This is a genomic window from Streptomyces sp. MGP-P1 (genome assembly GCF_057766565.1).
In genome coordinates, this window is sequence record NZ_JBYMEM010000001.1 from 1,376,131 (window position 1) to 1,396,146 (window position 20,016).

19 protein-coding genes and 1 pseudogene are annotated in these 20,016 nt (G+C 71.2%); 14 read left to right on the forward strand and 6 right to left on the reverse strand.

All coding sequences use genetic code 11. The annotated features are described in order from the left end of the window. The first annotated feature begins 16 nt into the window (after positions 1-16). From AC3CH1_RS06130 to AC3CH1_RS06145, 4 genes are all read left to right on the forward strand, one after another. Positions 17-160: a hypothetical protein gene (locus tag AC3CH1_RS06130; RefSeq protein ID WP_488461922.1), complete on the forward strand. Its 144-nt coding sequence runs from the start codon at positions 17-19 to the stop codon at positions 158-160. A 120-nt stretch (positions 161-280) separates the two neighbouring features. Continuing rightward, positions 281-943, forward strand: a complete 663-nt coding sequence (locus AC3CH1_RS06135) for a vWA domain-containing protein (protein ID WP_329163644.1) — start codon at positions 281-283, stop codon at positions 941-943. Next, positions 940-1,836 (forward strand): protein phosphatase 2C domain-containing protein, encoded by an 897-nt coding sequence (locus tag AC3CH1_RS06140; protein ID WP_488461923.1) that lies wholly within the window; start codon positions 940-942, stop codon positions 1,834-1,836. Before AC3CH1_RS06135 ends, AC3CH1_RS06140 begins: the two co-directional genes overlap by 4 nt. Further along, positions 1,833-3,164: a protein kinase domain-containing protein gene (locus AC3CH1_RS06145; RefSeq protein WP_488461924.1), complete on the forward strand. Its 1,332-nt coding sequence runs from the start codon at positions 1,833-1,835 to the stop codon at positions 3,162-3,164. Before AC3CH1_RS06140 ends, AC3CH1_RS06145 begins: the two co-directional genes overlap by 4 nt. 67 nt (positions 3,165-3,231) lie before the next feature. Here the strand turns inward: AC3CH1_RS06145 and AC3CH1_RS06150 are convergent, their stop codons facing one another. Continuing rightward, positions 3,232-3,561 carry a hypothetical protein gene (locus AC3CH1_RS06150; RefSeq protein WP_488461925.1) on the reverse strand — a complete coding sequence of 110 codons (330 nt, stop codon included), beginning with the start codon at positions 3,559-3,561 and terminating at the stop codon, positions 3,232-3,234. 35 nt (positions 3,562-3,596) lie between these two features. After that, on the reverse strand, positions 3,597-5,078 hold the full coding sequence (locus AC3CH1_RS06155) for a hypothetical protein (RefSeq protein WP_488461926.1): 1,482 nt from the start codon (positions 5,076-5,078) through the stop codon (positions 3,597-3,599). Between the two features lie 226 nt (positions 5,079-5,304). Between AC3CH1_RS06155 and AC3CH1_RS06160 the strand changes: the two genes are divergently transcribed. The 5 genes and pseudogenes from AC3CH1_RS06160 (at position 5,305) to AC3CH1_RS06180 (ending at position 12,169) form a co-directional block, all read left to right on the forward strand. Continuing rightward, positions 5,305-7,809, forward strand: a complete 2,505-nt coding sequence (locus AC3CH1_RS06160; protein ID WP_488461927.1) for a GTPase-associated protein 1-related protein — start codon at positions 5,305-5,307, stop codon at positions 7,807-7,809. Between the two features lie 432 nt (positions 7,810-8,241). Then, positions 8,242-8,340: pseudogene (locus AC3CH1_RS06165) on the forward strand (carboxylesterase family protein); the annotation flags it as partial. A 65-nt stretch (positions 8,341-8,405) separates the two neighbouring features. Next, complete coding sequence (locus AC3CH1_RS06170) at positions 8,406-9,773, forward strand: carboxylesterase/lipase family protein (RefSeq protein WP_488461928.1); 1,368 nt, start codon at positions 8,406-8,408, stop codon at positions 9,771-9,773. Beyond that, a complete protein-coding gene (locus AC3CH1_RS06175; RefSeq protein ID WP_488461929.1) occupies positions 9,770-10,759 on the forward strand; it encodes an amidinotransferase in 990 nt (329 codons plus the stop codon). Before AC3CH1_RS06170 ends, AC3CH1_RS06175 begins: the two co-directional genes overlap by 4 nt. A 123-nt stretch (positions 10,760-10,882) precedes the next feature. Next, the gene (locus AC3CH1_RS06180) at positions 10,883-12,169 is read left to right on the forward strand and encodes an erythromycin esterase family protein (RefSeq protein WP_488461930.1); all 1,287 of its coding nucleotides are present in this window, start codon (positions 10,883-10,885) and stop codon (positions 12,167-12,169) included. Between the two features lie 4 nt (positions 12,170-12,173). On the opposite strand, the gene AC3CH1_RS06185 is transcribed toward AC3CH1_RS06180, so the two are convergent. After that, positions 12,174-13,004: an oxidoreductase gene (locus AC3CH1_RS06185; RefSeq protein ID WP_488461931.1), complete on the reverse strand. Its 831-nt coding sequence runs from the start codon at positions 13,002-13,004 to the stop codon at positions 12,174-12,176. A 108-nt stretch (positions 13,005-13,112) separates the two neighbouring features. Between AC3CH1_RS06185 and AC3CH1_RS06190 the strand changes: the two genes are divergently transcribed. Beyond that, complete coding sequence (locus AC3CH1_RS06190) at positions 13,113-13,556, forward strand: MerR family transcriptional regulator (protein WP_488461932.1); 444 nt, start codon at positions 13,113-13,115, stop codon at positions 13,554-13,556. 154 nt (positions 13,557-13,710) lie between these two features. Here AC3CH1_RS06190 and AC3CH1_RS06195 read toward each other — a convergent pair whose 3' ends face one another. Beyond that, a complete protein-coding gene (locus tag AC3CH1_RS06195) occupies positions 13,711-14,172 on the reverse strand; it encodes an ATP-binding protein (protein WP_488461933.1) in 462 nt (153 codons plus the stop codon). 153 nt (positions 14,173-14,325) lie between these two features. Between AC3CH1_RS06195 and AC3CH1_RS06200 the strand changes: the two genes are divergently transcribed. After that, positions 14,326-15,210, forward strand: a complete 885-nt coding sequence (locus AC3CH1_RS06200; protein WP_488461934.1) for a helix-turn-helix domain-containing protein — start codon at positions 14,326-14,328, stop codon at positions 15,208-15,210. After that, entirely contained in the window at positions 15,207-15,452 is a 246-nt protein-coding gene (locus AC3CH1_RS06205) for a DUF397 domain-containing protein (protein ID WP_488461935.1), read from the forward strand. The genes AC3CH1_RS06200 and AC3CH1_RS06205 overlap by 4 nt, the downstream gene beginning before the upstream one ends. A 108-nt stretch (positions 15,453-15,560) precedes the next feature. Here AC3CH1_RS06205 and AC3CH1_RS06210 read toward each other — a convergent pair whose 3' ends face one another. Then, positions 15,561-16,241 (reverse strand): polysaccharide deacetylase family protein, encoded by a 681-nt coding sequence (locus AC3CH1_RS06210; RefSeq protein ID WP_488462163.1) that lies wholly within the window; start codon positions 16,239-16,241, stop codon positions 15,561-15,563. 267 nt (positions 16,242-16,508) lie between these two features. Beyond that, positions 16,509-18,074 (reverse strand): alpha/beta hydrolase, encoded by a 1,566-nt coding sequence (locus AC3CH1_RS06215; RefSeq protein ID WP_488461936.1) that lies wholly within the window; start codon positions 18,072-18,074, stop codon positions 16,509-16,511. A gap of 522 nt (positions 18,075-18,596) precedes the next feature. On the opposite strand from AC3CH1_RS06215, the gene AC3CH1_RS06220 reads away from it, so the two are divergent. Beyond that, positions 18,597-19,070: a hypothetical protein gene (locus AC3CH1_RS06220; RefSeq protein ID WP_488461937.1), complete on the forward strand. Its 474-nt coding sequence runs from the start codon at positions 18,597-18,599 to the stop codon at positions 19,068-19,070. A 56-nt stretch (positions 19,071-19,126) separates the two neighbouring features. Further along, positions 19,127-19,783, forward strand: coding sequence for an SIMPL domain-containing protein (locus AC3CH1_RS06225; RefSeq protein WP_488461938.1), 657 nt, complete (start codon positions 19,127-19,129; stop codon positions 19,781-19,783). The last annotated feature ends 233 nt before the right edge of the window (positions 19,784-20,016 follow it).

Genomic DNA, 20,016 nt, shown 5'->3' on the forward strand with positions numbered 1-20,016 from the left:
GAGACGGTTCACGGCTATGCCGGTCGTTACGCCGAACATCGCGCGGGGGCGTCGGCTGCTCCTCACCCTGTTCGTCCTCGCCTGCCTGGCGACCCTCGTCGGGCTGCTGGCCTGGGGTTGGGTTCTCCTCGACGACCAGGTGACCGAGGCGCTCAGGTGACCGAAACGCTCGGATGACCGAGGCGCTCAGCGAGTGACGACACCACATGCGCATCACCGAACGAGGACGTGCACACCATGACAAGGAGGGCTTCGAGTGAGTGACATTCCCGGCGGTCCCATGGCGAACCGGCCGGTCCACTTCATCTGGCTGCTGGACTGCTCCTACTCCATGCAGGGCGAGAAGATCGGACAGCTCAACTACGCGATCCGGGAAGCGGTTCCCGAGATGCGATCGGTCGCCCATGACAACCCGGCGGCGCAACTCCTGCTGCGTACGCTGACGTTCTCCACGGAGGCGCGGTGGCACCACAAGGACCCGGTGCCGGTGGACGACTTCACCTGGCAGGACGTCCAGGTCGACGGCACGACCAACCTGGGCGAGGCGCTGGAGGTGGTCTCCCGGGAGCTCCAGACGCCGCCGATGCCGCAGCGGGCCCTGAAGCCCGTGCTGGCCCTGGTCTCCGACGGGGTGCCGACGGACGACTGGAGGTCGGGTCTGCGCGCGCTGGACGCCACCCCGTGGGGCAGGAAGGCCGTGCGGGTGGCCATCGCGATCGGGGCGGACGCCGATCGCAGTGTCCTCCAGGAGTTCCTGGGCAACCCCGAGCTCCAGCCGTTGGACGCCAACAGTCCCAAGCAGCTGGCGGCGGCGATCCGCTGGGCCTCGACGGCCGCGGTCAAGGCCGCGTCGCAGCCGGTGGCCGGCCCGGCCGACATCACGGTCAAGCAGCCGAGTTACGCACCACCGCAGTTGGACGACGACGATGACGACGTCTGGTGAGCGCTCCTGAGCAGCCGCTGTGGGAGACGCTGGAGCACAGCGTGCGGGGAGTGAACAAACAGGTCAACCAGGACTGGTACGCCGCCGAGGGATCCGGGACGGAAGGTGATCCACTGATCGTCTCGGTGGCGGACGGCCATGGCTCGGCGGTGCACGCCCGCAGCGATATCGGGGCGCGCTGTGCTGTCGACGTCTTCGGCCACCAGGCCCGTACGTTCGCCGGACTGGCGCGCGCCGAGGGGCCGGACGGAGCACCCAGCCTGAGCTGGCTGATGAACTACGCGCGCAACGAGCTGCCCCGGCAGCTGGTGGCCGCCTGGCAGGAGAGGGTGCTCGCCCACTGGGACCACAACCAGGGGACGGTGAACCCGGCGGCAGAGCCGCCCCGCAAGGATCAGAAGCTGCTGTTGTACGGGGCCACGCTGGTCGGTGCGGTGCTCACGCCGCGGATGTTCGCGGCCTGGCAGCTCGGCGACGGCGAGCTGACGGTGACCGACGCCGACGGAGCGATCGAGCTGCCGCTGGCTCCGCTGGAGGCGGATCTCGGCGACGAGACCGAATCCCTGTGCAGCCGCCAGGCGTGGAAGATGATCCGGGTGCACTGGGCTCCGGTCGTCGCGCCGGACCGCACCCCGCGGATGATCACCGTGTCGACCGACGGCCTGTCCAAGAGTTTCGCTTCCGACGAGGGCTTCACCCAGTTCATGACCGGCCTGGGCCGGCGGCTCTCGAAGGACGGCCACACCGACGGCGTACGCGACGCCCTGCCCGGATGGCTGGCCGAAGCGGCCCGCTACTCCGGTGACGACACGACCCTGGTCGCTGCCCGGCGGCCCGACCTCAGCGCGGCGGACGACGGCGCCGCGGCGGACGAACGACGGAGTGACGCATGACCGGCATGCTCGACGGAGGAACGCACCTCACCGCCGATGACGGGGAGTCCGTCCGCGTCATCGACATGCTCGGCGCCGGCGGCCAGGGGGAGGTGTACCGGGTGGAGACCTCCGCCGGCCAACGCGCCCTCAAGTGGTACTACCCGTCCTGCGCGACGCCCGAGCAGGACGCGATCGTACGGGAGCTGGTGACCCGGGACTTCGACGACGACCGCTTCCTCTGGCCCACGGCGTACGTGCCCTCCGGCACGGGGGCGTTCGGCTATCTGATGGACCTGCGCCCGGACCGGTTCAAGGGGCTGCCGGACCTCTTCCGCCGCAGGCTGCGGACCACGCCGCGCGCCCTGCTGACCGCCGCCCTCTACACGGTGGAGGCCTACCAGGCCCTGCACTCCCGTGGGATCGCCTACCGGGACATCTCCTGGGGCAACATCTTCTTCGACCCGACCACGGGCGACGTCCTGGTCTGCGACAACGACAACGCCGTGGTCGAAGGGGACAGCAGCGGGATCTCGGGGACCATGGAGTTCATGGCGCCGGAGCTGGTGCGCGGCGAGACGGGGGCCAGACCCGGCACCCAGTCGGATCTGCACTCGCTTTCCGTACTCCTCTTCATGCTCCTGATGAACCATCACCCGTTGAAGGGGAAGCAGGAGTTGGAGATCCACTGCCTCGACGAGGCGGCGGAGAAGCGGCTGTACGGGAAGCGGCCCCTGTTCGTCTTCGACCCGGACGACACGGCGAACAGCCCCGACCCCGTCGAGCAGTCCACGGTCCTGCAGACCTGGGCGGCGGCTCCTCCGGCTCTCCAGGACCTCTTCACGCACAACTTCACCGTGGGGCTGCACGAGCCGACCGCCCGGGTGCGCGAATCGCAGTGGCGGGACGCGCTGCGGTCCGTCCTGGACGCGGTCGTGGACTGCGCCGACTGCGGCCGCCAGAACATGACGCAGCCCGGGGCGGCCGCCGCCGGGGCCTGCTGGTCCTGCCGCAGCGCCCTGGTCCTGCCGCCCCGGCTGAGCATCATCACCCGCCTACCCCGGTCCGAGCGCCATGTCCGGCTGCGACGGGCAGCCCGCGTCCATGAGCATCACCTGGCGCCGGAGCCGTCGCGCCACGACTACAGCGACGCCACCCTGGTGGCCGAGTTGACCGAACACCCGAGCAGGCCGGGGAAGTTCGGGCTGGCGAACCGTTCGTCGACGAGCTGGACCGGCACGCGTTCCGACGGCACCTCGCAGGAGATCGCCCCGGGCCAGACCGTCCCGCTCCGGGCGGGCCTGCGACTCGATCTCGGCGGGGCCCAGGCAGCGGTCCACGCGAAGTGAGCCGTAGGGGCGTGGCCGCCGGGACGCTTCCCCGGCGGCCACGCCCGCACGGCCACGAAGAGCTGTGTCAGAGCCCGAGCAGCTGCCCGATCTCCTGCGCCAGGGCGATCCCGCCGCTGCCCGCCGCGAGCGCCAGCGTCAGGGTCTCCAGCGCCTGCCGAATGCGCCCCTGGTCGGCGGGGCGCCCCTCCTCCCCCGCCCGGACCAGCTCTCCGCGCACGATCTCCGCCTGTGCGGCAAGCTCCGGCCGTGCCGTCTCCTGGCGCACGAGCTGTACGAGGTCGGCGGCGAGCCTCAGCGCTTCGGCCGGGGGTGTGCCGTAGGTGACCTGGATCTTTCCGTTGTCGCCGAAGTTGCTCGGGCCGGAGATGTCGCCGTGGAAGTTGTAGGTGCTCATGTCTCTCCTGGTGGTCGGTCGGGTGGTGCCGGGGCTCAGGGAGAGCCGCCCGCGGCGGCCGCCGGAGCCTGGGATCCCTGGCCGTAGGCGGCGGAGATCTGTCCGTTGTTGCCGATGTTCGACGGGCCGGTGATGTCGCCGGAGATGTTGTACGTCTGGGTGTTGATGACCTGCTGGGCCCGGTCGAAGGAGCTGGTGTCCACGTTGTGGTCCGTCAGGAACCGCTCGGTCGCGATGAGCACCCCCTGTTGGAGCCGGTGGAGGAAGTCCTGCGAGTCCGTGCGCTCCGAGTGACCGAGCTGGTCCCAGGAGGCGACCCGTTCGCGCAGGCTGTCCGTGGCACCGTAGTCGTACAGCGCCTGCTTCTTGGTGATCTCCTTGCGCCATTTCTCCAGCGCGCGGGCGCGCAGCCTGTTCGCGGAGTTGCGGCGCGTGATCCGCCCGGGGGCTCCGGTCAGCGCGGACCAGGTGTGCGAGGTGGCGAACCGGATCAGGCTCCAGAGGCGTTCGAACCCGTCGCGCGGGAGGTAGTCCGCGCCGTAGTAGCGGGCGTGCACCGGGGGGATGCAGTAGGCGGCGACCTCCCAGGAGAGGCTGGGGTGTTGGAGCCTGGCCCGCAGGTGCATCGAGACGATGACCCGGCCGCCCTCGCCGACCCGTTCCAGACTGAGGTAGGTGCGCGTCCCCGCACCCGGTTTGAGGAGCCCCGCCTTGACCAGGAGGGGCGGGATCTCACTGTTGGGCGGGCGCAGCCGGTCCGGCAGCACGTCGTCGCCGAGGTAGTAGACCTGGGGGCCGAGCACGTAGAGCCGGTTCTGTGCCCGCAGCCCTTCGAGGCCGGCGAGTTTTCCCAGCTCCCGGGCCAGGTAGGTGTGGAGGTCGACGGCGTCGAAGGGGATCAGGGTCTTCTTGCCGCCGCCGGGGTCGTCCGCCGGGCGGCTGATGTCCATCGGCTGCCAGACCGTCTCCTTGATCTTGCTCCCGCTGCCGACGAAGGGGTTCTCCCGCTCCGCGCTCCGGGTGTACGGCATCATGTTCGGCCGCCGCAGCGCGCGCAGCCGCTGCTCGACCTCGTCGGCCACCTCGGGTACGAGGTCCAGGGGGCGGGTGGCGGAGAAGCGGGCTTCGAGGGCCTCGCCACGCCCCTGGGCCTCGGTCCGGCGCACCAGCCACCAGGAGCAGCCGAGCACGAGCGGCAGGAGCGCGGCGGCCCCCGAGGCCACGCCGGGCGAGCCTGCGACCAGGCCGCCGACCGCGCTCGGCACGGCGAGCCACCATGCCGCGCAGAGCCAGGCCAGCCTGCGGTCGCGGAGGTCCGTCCGCCGGGTCGCGCGGGCCGCGTGGCGCGCCAGCGCGAGCAGGTTCACGCCGAGCGGCAGACCGGTGGCGGTGAGGCGGTCCCCCGAGAGTTCCTGGTGTGCGTACCGGGCGAACTCGTCGTCCAGGTGCACCGACGAGCACAGCAGTCTGGTGGTCGCGTCCTTGTCGTACGTCGGCAGAGCGGGCACATGCCGCATCGCTTCCCCCTTCCGGTGCGCCGGGCCGGCGCACCCCGCACAGTCTTCTACACGACGGCCGGGCGCGCGTCCCGCGAGGGCCCTCGGGGCAGCGCCTGACGCAGCGTAGGGATTTCGTCCCCGTCCTTGATAACGTCGCCCCCGCGGCTGCGGACTTCTTCCCCCGACCCCAGCCGTACGGGGTGGGCACGGGGATCGGGCGCGGCAGGACGAAGAGGGCCGACAGATGAGCCTTGCACAGGTGCACTACACCTCCGCCGCGCCGGGGGACGAGGGAACGGCGGGCCGGTTCACGGCGGTCGGCCCAGGAGTGTCGGGTGCTCTGCTGGCGGAGATCGAGCCCTTGGTGCGCTACGAGTTTCCCGGGGGCGTCCCCGACCGGCCGTCCGACGGCGAACTGCGCGCGTTGCCGCAGGCGTTCGGCTACTTCGTCCTGTCCGACGGCAGCCGGCTGGTGGCGCGTTCGGCCCCCGTCCGGGACACGGGAGGCCGCGCGGGGTCGGGCGTACGGTTCCACGCGCACGCGGTGCATCTGCCGCCGGGGGTTCCGCTGCCGGGCGACCGGCTGCCGGTCGAGGCGTGGCGGTCGCCGCACTGGGTGGCGGTGACTCCGGACGGGGCGATACCGGACCCGTTGACGCTGCCGCCGGGTCCGGCGGCGGTCTCCGAGGGCCTCGACGACTTCGCCGTCTCGCGCGGCCCCTGGCTCGCGGCCGTGCTGGCGGATCTGCGCCGGGCGAGCGACGCGGAGGCGACCGCCGGCCGGCCGGTGGTGCTGGTGGAGCGGCAGTGCGCGGACGTGGCCCGGTGGCTGGGGCTCGCGTCGGTCACCCTGCCGAGGGAGAGCGCGGAGCGGCTGACGTTCACCACGTACACCCGGCGGCCGGAGAGTTCGGCGTCGCGGGTGGTGGGGGTGGGGCCCGAGGATGCGGCGGCGGCACGAACGGCGGGGCTGCGGGTGCACGAGTGCGCGGGGTCGCCTCCGGCGCTCGGGGGTACGGGCGACGCGTGGGCGGCGACGGCGGCGCGGGTCTGGCGGAGCCGGTCGCCGGAGCTGTTCCGTGAGGCGCGGGAGCTGCCCGGGGAGCCGTTCGCGGCAGGCCCGTTGGCCGTGACGGCGCTGTGCGCGGGGGTCGAGCTCGGGCCGGACGGGCGTGCGGCGGCCGCCGGTTGGGCCGCCGATCGCCCGTACGCGCTGGACGCCAAGCGCACGGGCCAGTTGGTGGAGGCCCTCACCTCCCCCGCCGTCGACGACCGTACGGGCCCCGAATTCGACGCGGCCGGGCGGCTGTTCGGCGCACTGGAGGGCCGCTGCCCGGCGTCGGTGACCGCCCCGCTCGCGGCGATGCTGGTCACGGAGGCGGTACGGGGCGGCAACGGCTCGCTGGAACTGCCGCGCCGGGAGGCGTTCGCCGGTCCGGAGGGGGCGGAGGTCGCCGAGCGGCTGGGCCCGGAGATCCTGACCGAGCTGGCCGACGCGGTCGGATCACGCTCGGTGGAGCGCACCGTGCAACTGCTGCGGGTGGCACGGCTGTTGGACGTGGACGGTGCGGAGTCGATGCCGGGGGTCGTGGACCGCCTGGCGCCCGCTCTGCTGGCGGAGGCGGCGGCGCACGAAGAACCCCCGGGTTTCGCACCGGCCCTGCTGGAGCTGCTGGACGAGCAGTTCGAGGTACGGACGGCGCTGCTCGGCGCGCTGGACCGGATCGCGCCCGAGGACCCGGGGGCGGTGGCCCGGTTCCTGGAGCGGGTCACGCTGCCGTTCACGGGCACGCAGGCGCTGCCGCATCTGCGGATGTGCGCCGAGGTGCCGGAGGCGATGGCGACCCTGGGCGGCGACCGGGCGGCGGTGTGGCACCGGGTGCTGCGGGCGGCCGGCCTCTCCCCCTTCGCCGAGCCCCTGGTCCTGCGCACGGCGGCCGGCCTGGTGTGGGAGGACCGGGCGCCGACGGTCGGGGAGGCCCGGCTGCTGCTGGACGCGGCCACCTCGGACGCGCACCGCGCGGCCGGCACGTGGGCGCGCCTGGTGGACGCGGCGCTCGGGGCGTCCACCGCCGGGACGTCGATCGTTGGCACGCCCACCGCCGGAACGCCCACCGTCGGCACGCCCGCCGCCGACACGGATGAGGCGGCCGGGCTCGCCGACGACCTGCTGCGCGGCTTCCCGGAGGAGATCGGCGGCCGGGAGCGGGCAGGTCTCCTCCTCCTGGTGCTCGTCCGCGAACTGCGCACCGGAGCACCGGAGCCCGGCTGGGCGGAGCGCGTCCGCACGCTGTGCGCCCAGGCGGAGCCGGTCGAACCGGCGCTCCGCGAGCGGGCGTACGCGGCCCTGGTCGAACGCCTGCTGGCCCCGGACCGCCCAGGGGCCGAGCTGTACGACTTCGTCCACGGCGAAGACGCCGAGCTGATCGCCGCCTACGACCGGGCCGCCCGGACAGAAACCGTACGGGCGCGGCTGCGCACCCGGCCCGCCTACGCGGCGGACTGCTTCACCGTCTGGACCGCCCACCCGCACGCGGGCCGCGCCTGGCCCCCGGTGGCCGCCGCCCTCCTCGACGAGATCCTGCGCCCCGCCGTACGCGGCATGTCGACCGAGGGCGTCGCGGAGGTGGAGGAGACGGTGGGCCGCACGGGCAGCAGCGGCCGGGCCGACGCCTTCCGCGACTGGAACCGGCGCAGCGCCCTGGGGCGGCTGGGCCGCCGGATCGCGGGGCGGGTGCGGCGGGGGTGAGCCGACGAGGATGAGCCGGTGGGATCCAGCACCCAGGTGCAGGCCACATCGACGGAGACCAGCCCGTGCCGCTCCGCCAACAGGGCGAACTCCTCCAGACCAGCGCGCCGGATGTGCAGGCCGTTGCGGTAGTACGGCAGTTCGAAACACTCGGGAGGGACCTTTCACCCGGTCGCATCCGTGGTGCTGGCGAGGTGCGCGTGCTTCCTGCGGTTCCGCTGTGAATATGTCCGGTATTCCCTTCCTGGGGCACTCGACAGGAGACGACTGGCCATGGCAGCGAAACGCACGGCGGTCCTCACGGGCGCGGTCCTCACGAGCGCGGCCCTCCTCATCGTGGGCGCGACGGCCACCGAGTCCGTGCCTCCGGTGGGTGCCGGGAGCGGCGACACCACCGTTACGGCCCGCACCGACACCGGTCTCGTCCGGGGCATGAGAACGGGCGCCCACACCATCTACCAGGGCATTCCCTACGCGGGACCGCCCAAGGGAGCCCATCGCTGGTCCGCCCCGCGCCCGGTCCGTCCCTGGGCCGGCGTACGGGACGCGACGAAGCCGGGACCGCTCTGCCCCAGGTCGCCTCGTCCTACGCGGACGTGTCGAGCCTGGAGGAGGACTGTCTGGTCCTCAACGTCACCATGGGCGCCTCGACCGCCGCGCGGCGCCCCGCGCCCGTCGTGGTGTGGATCCACGGCGACGGTGCTGTGGGCGCGGGCGCGTTCTTCGACGCTCGGCGCCTCGCCGACCGCGGCACGGTCGTGGTCACCGTCAACTACCGGCTCGGAGTCTTCGGCGGCTTCGCCTACCCGGGACTGGAGGGCTCCGGGACGTTCGCTCTACAGGATCAGCAGGCGGCGCTGCGGTGGGTCCGACGCAATGCCGCCGCGTTCGGCGGTGACCCCGGCAACGTGACGGTGGCTGGTTCCTCCTTCGGTGCCGCAGCCATCAGCGGCCACCTCACGTCGCCTGACGCGCGGGGGCTGTTCCACCGGGCCATCCTGGCCAGCGGGGAGGGAATGATGGACATGCCGGCCGGGGCGATGGGAGAGGGCGTGCCGGCCTATCCGCACTACACCTGGCGCACGGAGGGGGAGTCGCGGGACACGGGTGTCGCGATGACGTCGTCCCTGGGCTGCGCCGACACCGACTCGCGTCGTGCGCTGCGGTGCCTGCGCGCGCTGCCGGTGAAGAAGCTGCTGGAGGTCCCGAACATCGGGAACGCCTTCCAGGCGTTCGTCTACGGCAACGAGGTGCTTCCGGAACTGCCGGAGTCGGTATTGAAGGAAGGCCGTTTCCCCCGAATCCCGTTGATGTCGGGTGCCACGCTGGACGAGCACCGCCTGTTCGTCGGGATGGCCTACGACGCGATCGGCTCCCCGTTCACCGCCGCCCAGTACGCCGCCGCTCTCGATACCGCCTTCGGCCGGGACGCGGACACCGTGGCCGCGCGCTACCCGGTCGCCGCGTTCCCCTCGCCGGCCCTGGCCTGGTCCAGCGTGGTGACCGACAGGATGTGGGCCCTCGGCGCCTACGCCCAGGCGACCGCTTTCGGACGCCGCGCCCCCACGTACGCCTACGAGTTCGCCGACCGGGACGCCCCGATGTACCTCCCCCTCCCCGGAACCTTCGACTTCGGCGCCTACCACGCGGGCGACACGCCGTACATCTTCGAGGACCCTGACGCGCAGAAGCACTTCACCGCAGCGCAGGTACGTCTGTCCGGCATCATGACCGACTACTGGGCACAGTTCGCCCGTACCGGCACACCGAACCGGCCGGGGCTTCCAGGGTGGTCCCCGTTCGACCCGGCGGACGCCGTACCGCACACCCAGTCCCTGGCGCCGGACAGGGTCGGGCCGGTCGACTATGCCGGAGGACACCGGCTCGACTTCTGGCGCCGCCTCGCCGAACAGGGGACGCCGCCGGCATCCCAGCCCGCCCGGGGCAAGGAGCCGGTCTCGTGACCGTCCCCGACGTCACCCATGAGTGGGGCGTGCTCACGGAGACAGTGGTGGGCCGGGTCATCGACTTCACCTTCCCGCCCGAGCTCGCCGCAGGAGTCCCCGCCTCCTTGGGCTTCCTCCCCGAGCGTACGAGGCAGAACATGCCCCGATGGGCAGGCAGGCCCTGGTCAGAGGCCGATCCGGAGGGCTACGGACGCTGCGTCGAGCAGGTCGAGGAACTGGCACGCTTCCTCACTGCTCGCGGCGTGAAGGTCCACCGTCCACGGGTACTCAGCGAAGACGAACTGGACGTGTACGGCAGCGGCTTCAGCATGCAGACCTTCGTGCGCGATCCGATGATCGTCATCGGCGACCGGGTCATCGAAGCGGCGCTGCGCCTGCCGGCCCGCTTCAAGGAACGCTTCGGACTGCGTCCCGTCATCGAGGAAGCAGAAGCGCGCGGGGCACGCTGCTCGGTCATGCCACCGCCGGTGCCCGTACCGGTGGCGGACCTCCCCACGGCCGTAGGGCCCTTCCTGGAGGGCGGAGACGTGTTGCCCATGGGCCGTGACATCCTCGTCGGCACCGGCAGGTCCGCGTCCGACGCGGCGGGCGCCCGGTGGCTGGAACGGCTTCTCGGGGACGACTACCGCGTCCACCAAGTGCGCCTCTCGGAGCGGGTGATCCACCTCGACGACGGCCTCACCACCGTCCGCGAGGGACTCGCCGTAGTCTGCCGGGAGCAGTTCACCGACGGGCTGCCCCCGCTGGTGGCCGACTGGGAACTGATCGACGTCAGCCTCCATGACGCCGTCAACCTCCTGGCGGGCAACAGCCTGGTCCTCGCCCCCGGCGAGGTGCTCGTCGACGAACGCCTCACCGACCTCGCCGAAGCACTCACCGCCCGCGACGTCACCGTCCACACCCTGCCCTACGACGCCGTCACCCCCTTCGCGGGCGGCTTCCGCTGCTCCCACCACCCCCTGGTGCGCAAGCTCCCCGAGTGACCGGCGGAGAACCTACCGCGTGCGGTCGGTAGAAACGCGTCGGATCCCCCCGCAGCGGGCGGGGAGAAGCTCGCCGGCGGCGGTGCTTGACCTCTACCGGACTTGAGCCAGGACTGTGTCCTCATGACACTCTCGGCACAACGACATGCGGCGGTCCGGAGCTGGATCGACAGCACGGCGTGCTCCCTGACGACCGTCGACCCCCTGGCGCCGTTGGACGACCTGCGGCCTCTCTTGGGCATGGTCGGCGACGACGCGGCCGTGGTGGGATACGGCGCCGGGACACGCGGAGCGCATGAACTCTTCGCCATGCAGGTGCGCATGGCCCGGCTTCTGGTCGACGAGGCCGGATTCCGCGCCGTCGCCCTCGACCAGGACTGGACGCTCTGCGTTCTGCTCGACGCCTACGTCCGCACCGGCACCGGGGATCCGGTCGCGCTGCTGGAGGCCGCGGAGCCGTTCGCCCGCACCGAGGAGGTGCTCACCCTCCTCCGGTGGATGCGCGCGTTCAACCAGACCCACCCGAACGATCCGGTCCGCCTCGTCGGGGTCAGCCCCCATGGGACGGGGACGTCGGCATACGACACGGTGACCGCCTGCGTACGCCGGGCCGCGCCCGAACTGCTGGACGAGATCCTGGCCCGCTACGCCGAACTCCGTCCGGACGGCGAGGTATCCGCGCACACACGTCGGTTCCGCGCGCTCCCCGACAGGAGCGTCTGGCGCGCCCGCGCACAGGAGGCCCACGACCTCGTAGGAGCGCTGCCCGGCCACGAGGGCCACGCGTGGGCGCTCCGCAACGCTCGCGTGATCGTGCAGTACTACGAACTCCACGACCACCCCGACGATCCGGCGGATCCACACAACATGGACTACTACGAGCGGTCGTTCGCGGAGAACGTCGCCTGGTGGCACCGGCACACCGGTCACCAGGTGCTGTTCTGGTCCTCCTGCACCCATGCCTCCAAGGGACGCACCCGCGCTGTCGCCTTCCCGCCGGATCCCGGTCCCGCGAGCGGGTCCCCGAACGCCGGCAGCCACCTCCAGGACCGCCTGGGATCCCGCTACCTGTCGATCGGCCTCACCTTCGGCGACGGGGAGCTGGCCACGTACAGCGACGCCCCGCCCCACCGGGTGCCCCGGCCCGCCCCGCCCCTGGTGGAGTCGGTCCTGGACGCCGTGGGCGGCGACTATCTCCTGGACCTTCGCGCGGATCCCCCGCGCCCGGTCGCCGACTGGCTCACCGGGACTGCCAGAACCCGGGTCATCGGACCGCGCCACGACCCGGACGACGACACCGCCCACCACATGACGGGAGGATCCCTGGCCGAGTGGTTCGACGTCCTCGTCCACGTGCGGCACGTGACGCCGGCCCGCCCGCTCCGCGTCGAGCCCCCACCGAACACGTGACGGTTCAGATGCCGGTGGAGAGTGCCACGTGGCGCCACGCGTCGAGTTCACGGCGCACCCCGTCCAACTTCGCCTCGACGCGCTCGATCGCATCAGCGCCCAACTGCAGTCGCAGCGGCGGCTCGGTGACCTCGGTGATGTCGACGATGGCCTTCGCCGCCTTCACCGGATCTCCTGGCTGACGGCCGTCGTGGTCGGCCAGCGCCTCGCGCACCGGCCCCGCGCCGACGACGTAGTCCGCGATGGAGGCCGGCTCGACCCGCATGCTCGTCGCGCTGTTGAGGAAGTCGGTGCGGAAGCCGCCCGGCTCCACGATCGTGACGCGTACGCCCAGCGGGGCCAGTTCGCCGTGCAGCGCCTCGGAGATGCCCTCAAGGGCGAACTTCGACGCCCCGTACAGGCCCGCCGCCGGCGCCGTGGCGAAGCCTCCCACGGAGCCGATGTTCAGGACATGTCCGGATCGCTGGGCGCGCAACGTCGGCAGGGTTGCCCGCAAGGTGTTGAGTACGCCGAACACGTTGACGTCGAAGAGAGCGCGGGCGGCTCTGTCGGACGTTTCCTCGATCGCGCCCACGAGGCCGTAACCGGCGTTGTTGACCACGACGTCGATCCGTCCGAACTCCGCCAGGCCGGCCTCCGCTGCGGCCGTCAACTGCTCGGGTACGGTCACGTCCGCGCTGACCGCCAGCAAGCCGTCCGTCCTCCCCGGGTACGCCCTACGCACCGCCTCCGCGTCCCGCGCTGTCGCGATCACGCTGTGCCCGCGCTCCCGCGCCTCGCGGGTGATCTCCGCGCCGAGCCCCCGCGACGCACCGGTGACAAACCAAACGCTCATGCTCTCCCCTTGTTCCCATCGCCTGACCGGCCGACTTGCCGACGGCTCGCAGCTAGAAGCTAGAAGCTAGAGTCGGGTCTAGATCAAGAACTGCGTTACGGAGCGGTCATGGACCTGAGCATCGGTGAAGTAGCGAGACGCAGCGGGCTCAGCGTTCACGCCCTGCGGTTCTACGAGCGGGAGGGCCTGTTCGCCAACCCGGTGCGCCGCCTGTCCAACGGTCGTCGCATCTATCACGAGGAAGATCTGGAGTGGCTGGCGATCTGCACGAGACTGCGCTCCTCCGGCATGTCACTGGCGACGATCCGGCAGTACATCGAGCTGGCCCGTCAGGGCCCGGGCAACGAACACGAGCGACTTGAGCTGCTGCGCCGGCACGAGAACCACGTGGAGGCCCAGATCCAGGAACTGCACGAGACCTTGAACGTGATGCGCCACAAGGTGCGGATCTACGAGGATCACCTCGCACGCGGCGAGGCCGACCAGCTCTGGAATCCGTCGCACGCGCAAGCCGCACCGGCCGGAACTCACCAGGGTCACCGCCCGAGGTGAGTTCGGCCTTCGTCCGATCACGTGCTCCGGCCAAGGTGCACGTGCCCAGGACGAAGGCCGTGAGGGTGAGCCTGCTGTCCATGCGGGTCCCGTTCCAGGACCTGGAGCAGCAGGTTCATCGACCGGCGCGTCACGACGGCAGGGCCGAGAACCCTCAGTACAGCAGGTCCAGCTCCGCCCGGACCGTCTTCCCAGGGTTGCGGTCGAGGACCGCCCAGCGGTCGGCCAGGGCATCCACGATCAGCAGCCCGCGCCCGCTGTCGGAGCTGTCCTCCGGCGCGGTGATCTCGCCGGGGCCCGGCGGCCGGCACTCGCCCCGGGTGTCGGAGACCTCGATGCGGAGGAGGCCGGGCGTCTCCACGTCGCCGGGCAGGTGCGACAGGCGCAGTTCGAAGTCGCGGTCGGGGACGCGGCCGTGGGTCGCCGCGTTGGCCGTCAGCTCGCCGATGATCAGGGCCGCCGACTCCGAGGCGTCACTGAGGTACGGGATGCCCCAGGTGTGCAGCTTGTGCAGCCCGACGCGGCGGGCGAGCCGGGCACCGCGTGGATCGGCGTCGAATTGACGCTTGAACACACGTACGGTTACCTCGGGTTGGGTCTTCGTGAGCGCTTCCATGCCCTCAGATTCCGGGCTCCGGCCCCTCTCCACCAGGTCAGAAACCCGTACGCTGAGTCAGCGTACGGGTGCGAAGGGTAGACGGTACGCGTCACGTTCCGTGAGCATGGACGGGTCGCGGACCAGGACAGGCGCACGGGGAGGTAGCCGTACATGACGCACGGCACGGACGGCATCGACAGCATCACCACGTACGGGACTTTCGGCAACGGCGGCGGACGCGGCGGCGGTGAACCCGAACCGCAGTACATCCTCAAGATGTTCGGAGAGGTGGTCAAGACCTTCCGCAAGCGGGCGCAGCTGACCCAGGAGCAGTTCGCGCCACTCGTCGGATACTCACTGGAGACCGTCGCCTCCATCGAGCAGGGCCGCCGGCTCCCACCCCCGGACTTCGCGGAGCGCGCGGACAGCCTGCTCGACGCGTTCGGGGTGATCCTGGCGGCGGCAAAGCATTTGACGCGGCGGAAGGGGCTGGCGAGCTGGTTCCGGCAGTGGGCGCAGCTGGAGTTGGGGGCGCTGAGCCTGTACACGTACGAGTGCCGGTTGATTCCGGGGCTGTTGCAGACGCCGGCGTACGCGCGGACGCTGTTCACCGACCAACTGCCGCCGCTCGCCGACGAGCAGATCGAGGCCCAGCTCGCGGCCCGGCTGGAGCGTCAGGAGCTCCTGCGCAACCGACCCAACACCGCATTCAGCTTCATTCTTGAAGAGCATTTGTTCCTAAGGGAGTTGGGTGGCGCGGAGGTCACCAGGGAACTGATCGACCACATCCTCGACCTGTCCGAGCTGCGCAATGTGGACATCCAGATCATGCCGCTGGTACGGCATCATCACGCTGGTCTCGGTGGTCCCGTGCAGCTACTGGAGACGCCGGATCACCAGTGGTTCGGCTACTTGGAAGGGCAGGCGCACGGGCAGTTCGTCTCCGACCCCAAAGCGATCAGCGTGATCCAGATGCGGTGTGCCAGTATGCGTTCACAGGCTCTCTCGTTGGACGACTCCAAGAGCCTGATGCGGCGGATGCGAGGAGCGAGATGAGCACCACACCCCTGGCCTGGTTCAAGAGCAGCTACAGCAGCGGCGACGGCGATTCCTGCGTCGAGGTCGCCCTGGAGTGGCACAAGTCGAGCTACAGCAGCGGCTCCGGCGACTCCTGCGTCGAGGTCGCCGCCTGCCCCTCCACCGTCCACGTCCGCGACTCCAAGCTGGACGAGAGCCCCCAGCTCGCCCTCGCCCCGACCGCCTGGACGCATTTCCTCGCGTACGCCGCCCAGGGCTGAGCCCCGGGCGGCTTATGGAGCGCGCGGCGGTCACCCGCCGCCCCGACCTCGGCCGAGGTCGGGGGCGGGGGCGGGCGCTGTGTGCGGCACCGCCCCCGGTGGGGCACGTCAACGCCAGGGCGCTGCCTTGGCATGGAAGGTCAGGCCCGGCCACGCCTGGACCGGTGTGGGTGAGTACACGATCCGACCCGGGCACAAGCCCCGCTCGGCGAGCCCTTGGACGATCTTCGGGATGGCCGCGAGGGTCGTCTGCAGACCGTCGTGCATCAGGATGATGCCGCCCGGCTGCACGGTGAGCGCGTTCGCCACGATCGTCTCGGTGGGAATGCCGCTCCAGTCGACGGTATCGGCCGTCCAGATCACCTCGGTCATGCCCAGTCGGGCCGCATCCCGCCGAGTCCGCGCGTCGGTGCTCCCGAAGGGCGGCCGGAACAGCGTGGGCGCCCGACCCGTCTGGGTTCGGATGACGCGGCTGGTGTCGCGCAGTTCGGCGAATGCGGCGGTCGCGTCGAGCCCTACGAGATCGGCGTGGGTGTAGGAGTGGTTTCCGACCTGATGGCCCTCGGCGACCATCCGCCGTGTCCCGGCCCGCTGCCCGTCGGCCAGTGTGCCGGTCACGAAGAACGTCGCCCTGACGCGTCCGGCATCCCGCAGCGCCTTCAGGTACTCGGGCGTGGCGTCCGTCGGACCGTCGTCGAAGGTCAGGGCCACGTAACCGCCGGAACAACGGCTCCCGCCGGCCGTCGCCTGCGCGACCGCCGGCGGTAACGCGAACGACGTCATCAGCATCGCCACAGCCGCGCTGAACCATATGCGCGTTCTGTATCGGTTTCTCATACGGGGATCGATCCTCTCCAGAGGTGGACTGGTGAACCAGCAAGGCACCGGAGCGCCACGAAACAGCGGCTCACTCACCCATATCCGCCCTGGGTATGGCTGCAGCCGGACGTCGCACACGTTGCGCAGGACAGTCCTGTCCTGCGGAAAGATGCGGCAAACGCAGGCAGGCTCATTACGGGGTCCCGGCAGGACCCAGCAGGTGCGCCAGGTCAGGGCTCAGCGGCCGGAGAAGGGGAGACGGGCCGGTGCCACGGCCGGGCCCGGCGAGGCGGGACGGGAGTCGGCCGCGGGGAGCGGGTCGGCCGCGCAGGTGACGTCCCGGGCGGGAAGCCGTCCGGTGGTCAGATACCGCGTGGTGACGTCGTCGGCGCAGGCGCTGATGCCGAGCGAGTACAAGCCGTGGCCCTGCCCCTCGTCCACGGTGACGAGCCGGGAGCCCTTCAGCGCCCGGCGCAGGCCGAGTGCGGCGGCCAGGGGGGTCTGCGAGTCCCATTCGTTCTGGACGATGAGTGCGGGGACCTTGTTGTCGATCCTGGTGGCCGGTTCGGCCGGGCGGTCCCAGTAGGCGCACGGGAAGATGTTCGAGACGGAGTCGCCGTACAGGGGGTAGCGGACGCTGTCGCGCCGGGAGTCGGCTCGGTAGACGGCCGGGTCGGTGGGCCAGCGGGTGTCACCGCACATGATCGCGAGGTAGCTCGCCAGTTCGTTGTCGGTCGGCACGAAGGTCGGGAAGGTCGGGACGGGCTTGCCCTCGGCGGCGTCCCGGAGCAGCCCCAGGGTCCTGGCGGCGACGGAGGGGTGGGTGATCTCCCAGCGTATGTACTCGCGGACCTCGGCACCGTCGAACCTGGTTCCGCCGAGGTCGAGCGGCTCCCGGTCGGCGCGCGCGACGATGTCCCAGAACAGCTTCTCGACTTCGGCGGGCGTGTCACCGAGTCCGTACCGTGCCGCATGACGAGCGGTCCAGTCCGTCCACCGGTCGAACGCTGGCTCGGCCTGTTCCGCCCAGGACTGCGCCATGCTCCGCCACACGCGCTTGGGATCGACCGCGCTGTCCAGGACGAACCGGTCGACCCGCCGCGGGAACAACTGGGTGTACACGGAACCGAGGTAGGTCCCGTACGACAGCCCGAAGTACGAGATCCTCCGTTCCCCGAGGGCCGCGCGGATGACGTCCATGTCGCGTGCCGTGTTGCGGGTGCTGATGTGCCGGAGTGTTTCCCTGTTGCGGTCGCGGCACCGGTCAGCGATGTCGCGCGCCCAGGCGACGTCCTTGGCGAACGTCGCGTCCTTGTAGGGCCGGTACGTCAGCCGTTCGTCGGCGGTGGTCGTGCCGCAGGCGAGCGGACTGCTGGCGCCGACCCCGCGCGGATCGAAACCGATCAGGTCGTACCGGTCCTTCACGGACTGCGGCAGAAGACCGCTGAGCGCCAGAGGGTAGAAGAGCCCGGAACCGCTGGGGCCGCCCGGGTTGAAGAGCAGGACACCTCGGCGCTCGGTCGGGTCGGCGGCCTTGATCCGCGACAGCGAGACATCGATCTTCCTGCCGCCCGGCTTGCGGTGGTCGAGGGGCACCTCGAGGGTCGTGCACTCGACGGTGGCGGGGAGGTCGCCGCCGCAACCCTGCCAGGTCAGTGAGGAGGTGGCCGGCGCGGCCGCCGGCGAACCGGGACCGGCCGCAGGCGCAGCCGTGGCGGTGGCCGTGGTGCCGAGGAGCGTGGGGGCGAGCAACGCGGCGACGCCCAAGGCGATCTTGGAGATCGCTCTTCGTCTCAGGAGCAATGGAGTGCCTTCGTTCGCTGGGATGGTGCATGGCGCTCAGTGGCCCGGAGGGACGGACCGCAGGGTCGTCGGACAGGCTAACGACCTTACGGAGCAAGCGAGTTCGGATACGCCATTTCAGCGAGGCAACTGGTTGAGGGGTGCGGTGCCCTGGTGGGGGGACGAAGGGCGCAGCGCGCGGGGTCGGATCGACCCCACCACCACCGCATGACCTCATACGGAGTGTCCGGATGCCGCCCTCGGGATCGAGGCAGACCGCCGGTTCGCGCGCCAGGTCCTCGTCGGGGACGATCGCGGTCACGAGCGCCCGCCGATCCCGGACCGGCTCACGTTCCCGGTACCGGGCATCGTCGGGTACGGAGTGCACCTCCGTGATCGCGTCGCCGCCGCCCGGGGGCGCGAACATCGGCCTCGGGCCTTCCTCCCGGTCCGGGCGCCGATGCCGGGCAGGTAACGTAAAGAGGTACTGACTGATTGACTCATGGGCCTCCTGGCGGGCTGCGTGAACCCAGGAGGAGCAACATGACGACCAACCGTGGACGCAAGGACGTCATCCGTGACCGGATGGCCGCCACCGGCGAGTCGTACAACGTCGCCGCCCGCAACCTCAAGGCCATGAAGGACATGGGCGCGACCCGCGAGGCCGTCCTCGTGCAGCGCTGGGCGCCCGCCGACAGCTTCGACGTGCCGTGTCCGTGCGGCGGGACCTGCGAGCCGGGCGAGACCTGCGACCACTGCCACGCCCGCCACCGGCACGTGAAGCGTTACCCGGGCTCCACCACCGAGGTCGAGACGTGGGCCGACCGCTACGAGTGCACCGGCTGCTCCTCCTCGTACACCCTGACCATCCACCTGGCCGGGCGGCCCTGGGGCGTCGCCGAGACGGTCGTGCAGGGCGGGTCGGCCGAGGAGGTCGTGCGGGCCCGGGTCTTCCCCGGAGTCATCCACCCGCTGCTGCGGTCCGAGGCCGCCGACAGCGGGGACGGCGAGCAGTGAGCCACTGCCCGTAAAGGGCACGTGCGTGCGGTCCTCCTCCTGCTTGGATGAGCCGCATGAGAAACGACCAGTCCATAGAGACACCCTGGGGCATATCCGTCTTCGGCGCGGCGAGCATCGATGCCGCTCCCGATGTGGCGCGACTCCGGGTAGCGATCAAGGAGACCCGGCAGCAGGCCGGTGAGGCGTTCGAGGTCACCCGGCGCGGCGTCAACCAGGTCCGGGAGGTCGTACGTGGCCACGGCGTGCCGGACCGGCACGTGTCCACGTCCCGGCTGAACCTGGAGTCCTCCTACGTCTACGGCGGCGAGCGCAAGTTCGTCGGCTACGAGTGCACGGCGTCCTTCGTGATCGAGCTGCGCGCCCTGGACGCACTGGAAGCCGTGCTGGTCGACGTCGTGGAGGCCGGGGCGAACGAGGTCGGCGGCGTCGAGTTCGACGTGCGGGCGAAGAAGGAGCTGCGCGCCGAGGCGCGCAGGGGCGCGGTGGCCGCCGCCCGCGAGAAGGCGGCGCTCTACGCGGAGGCGGCCGGCGTCCGGCTCGGCGGGGTCGTCCACATCAAGGACGTGGACTCCGAGCAGTTGCAGAACAGCTATCGCTCGCACGGCAGGAGCGCCGCCGGCGACGGCGAGGGGGACCTCACTCCCGGCCGGGTCACGGTCACCGCGGGAGTCGTCATCGGCTTCTCGATCGTCGAGGACGTCGAGAACTGAGGCGTCCGGGCCTCTAGGCCCTGTCGTCGAACTCCCGTCGTCGCCCGGAGGGCGGCCCTGGGGGGGTCAGGTGCGTGCTCTCGGCGTGCCGGGCTCACGTCCTCGTACTGGACGTACTCGGGCGTGTGCCCGGTGCGGCGAGAGTGCGTGCATGGCGCCGCGGGGCAGACGGGAGTTCGACGACAGGGCCCGGGGAAAGGCCGGGAGCCCGCGGCCCCGCAGTGCGGGTCGCG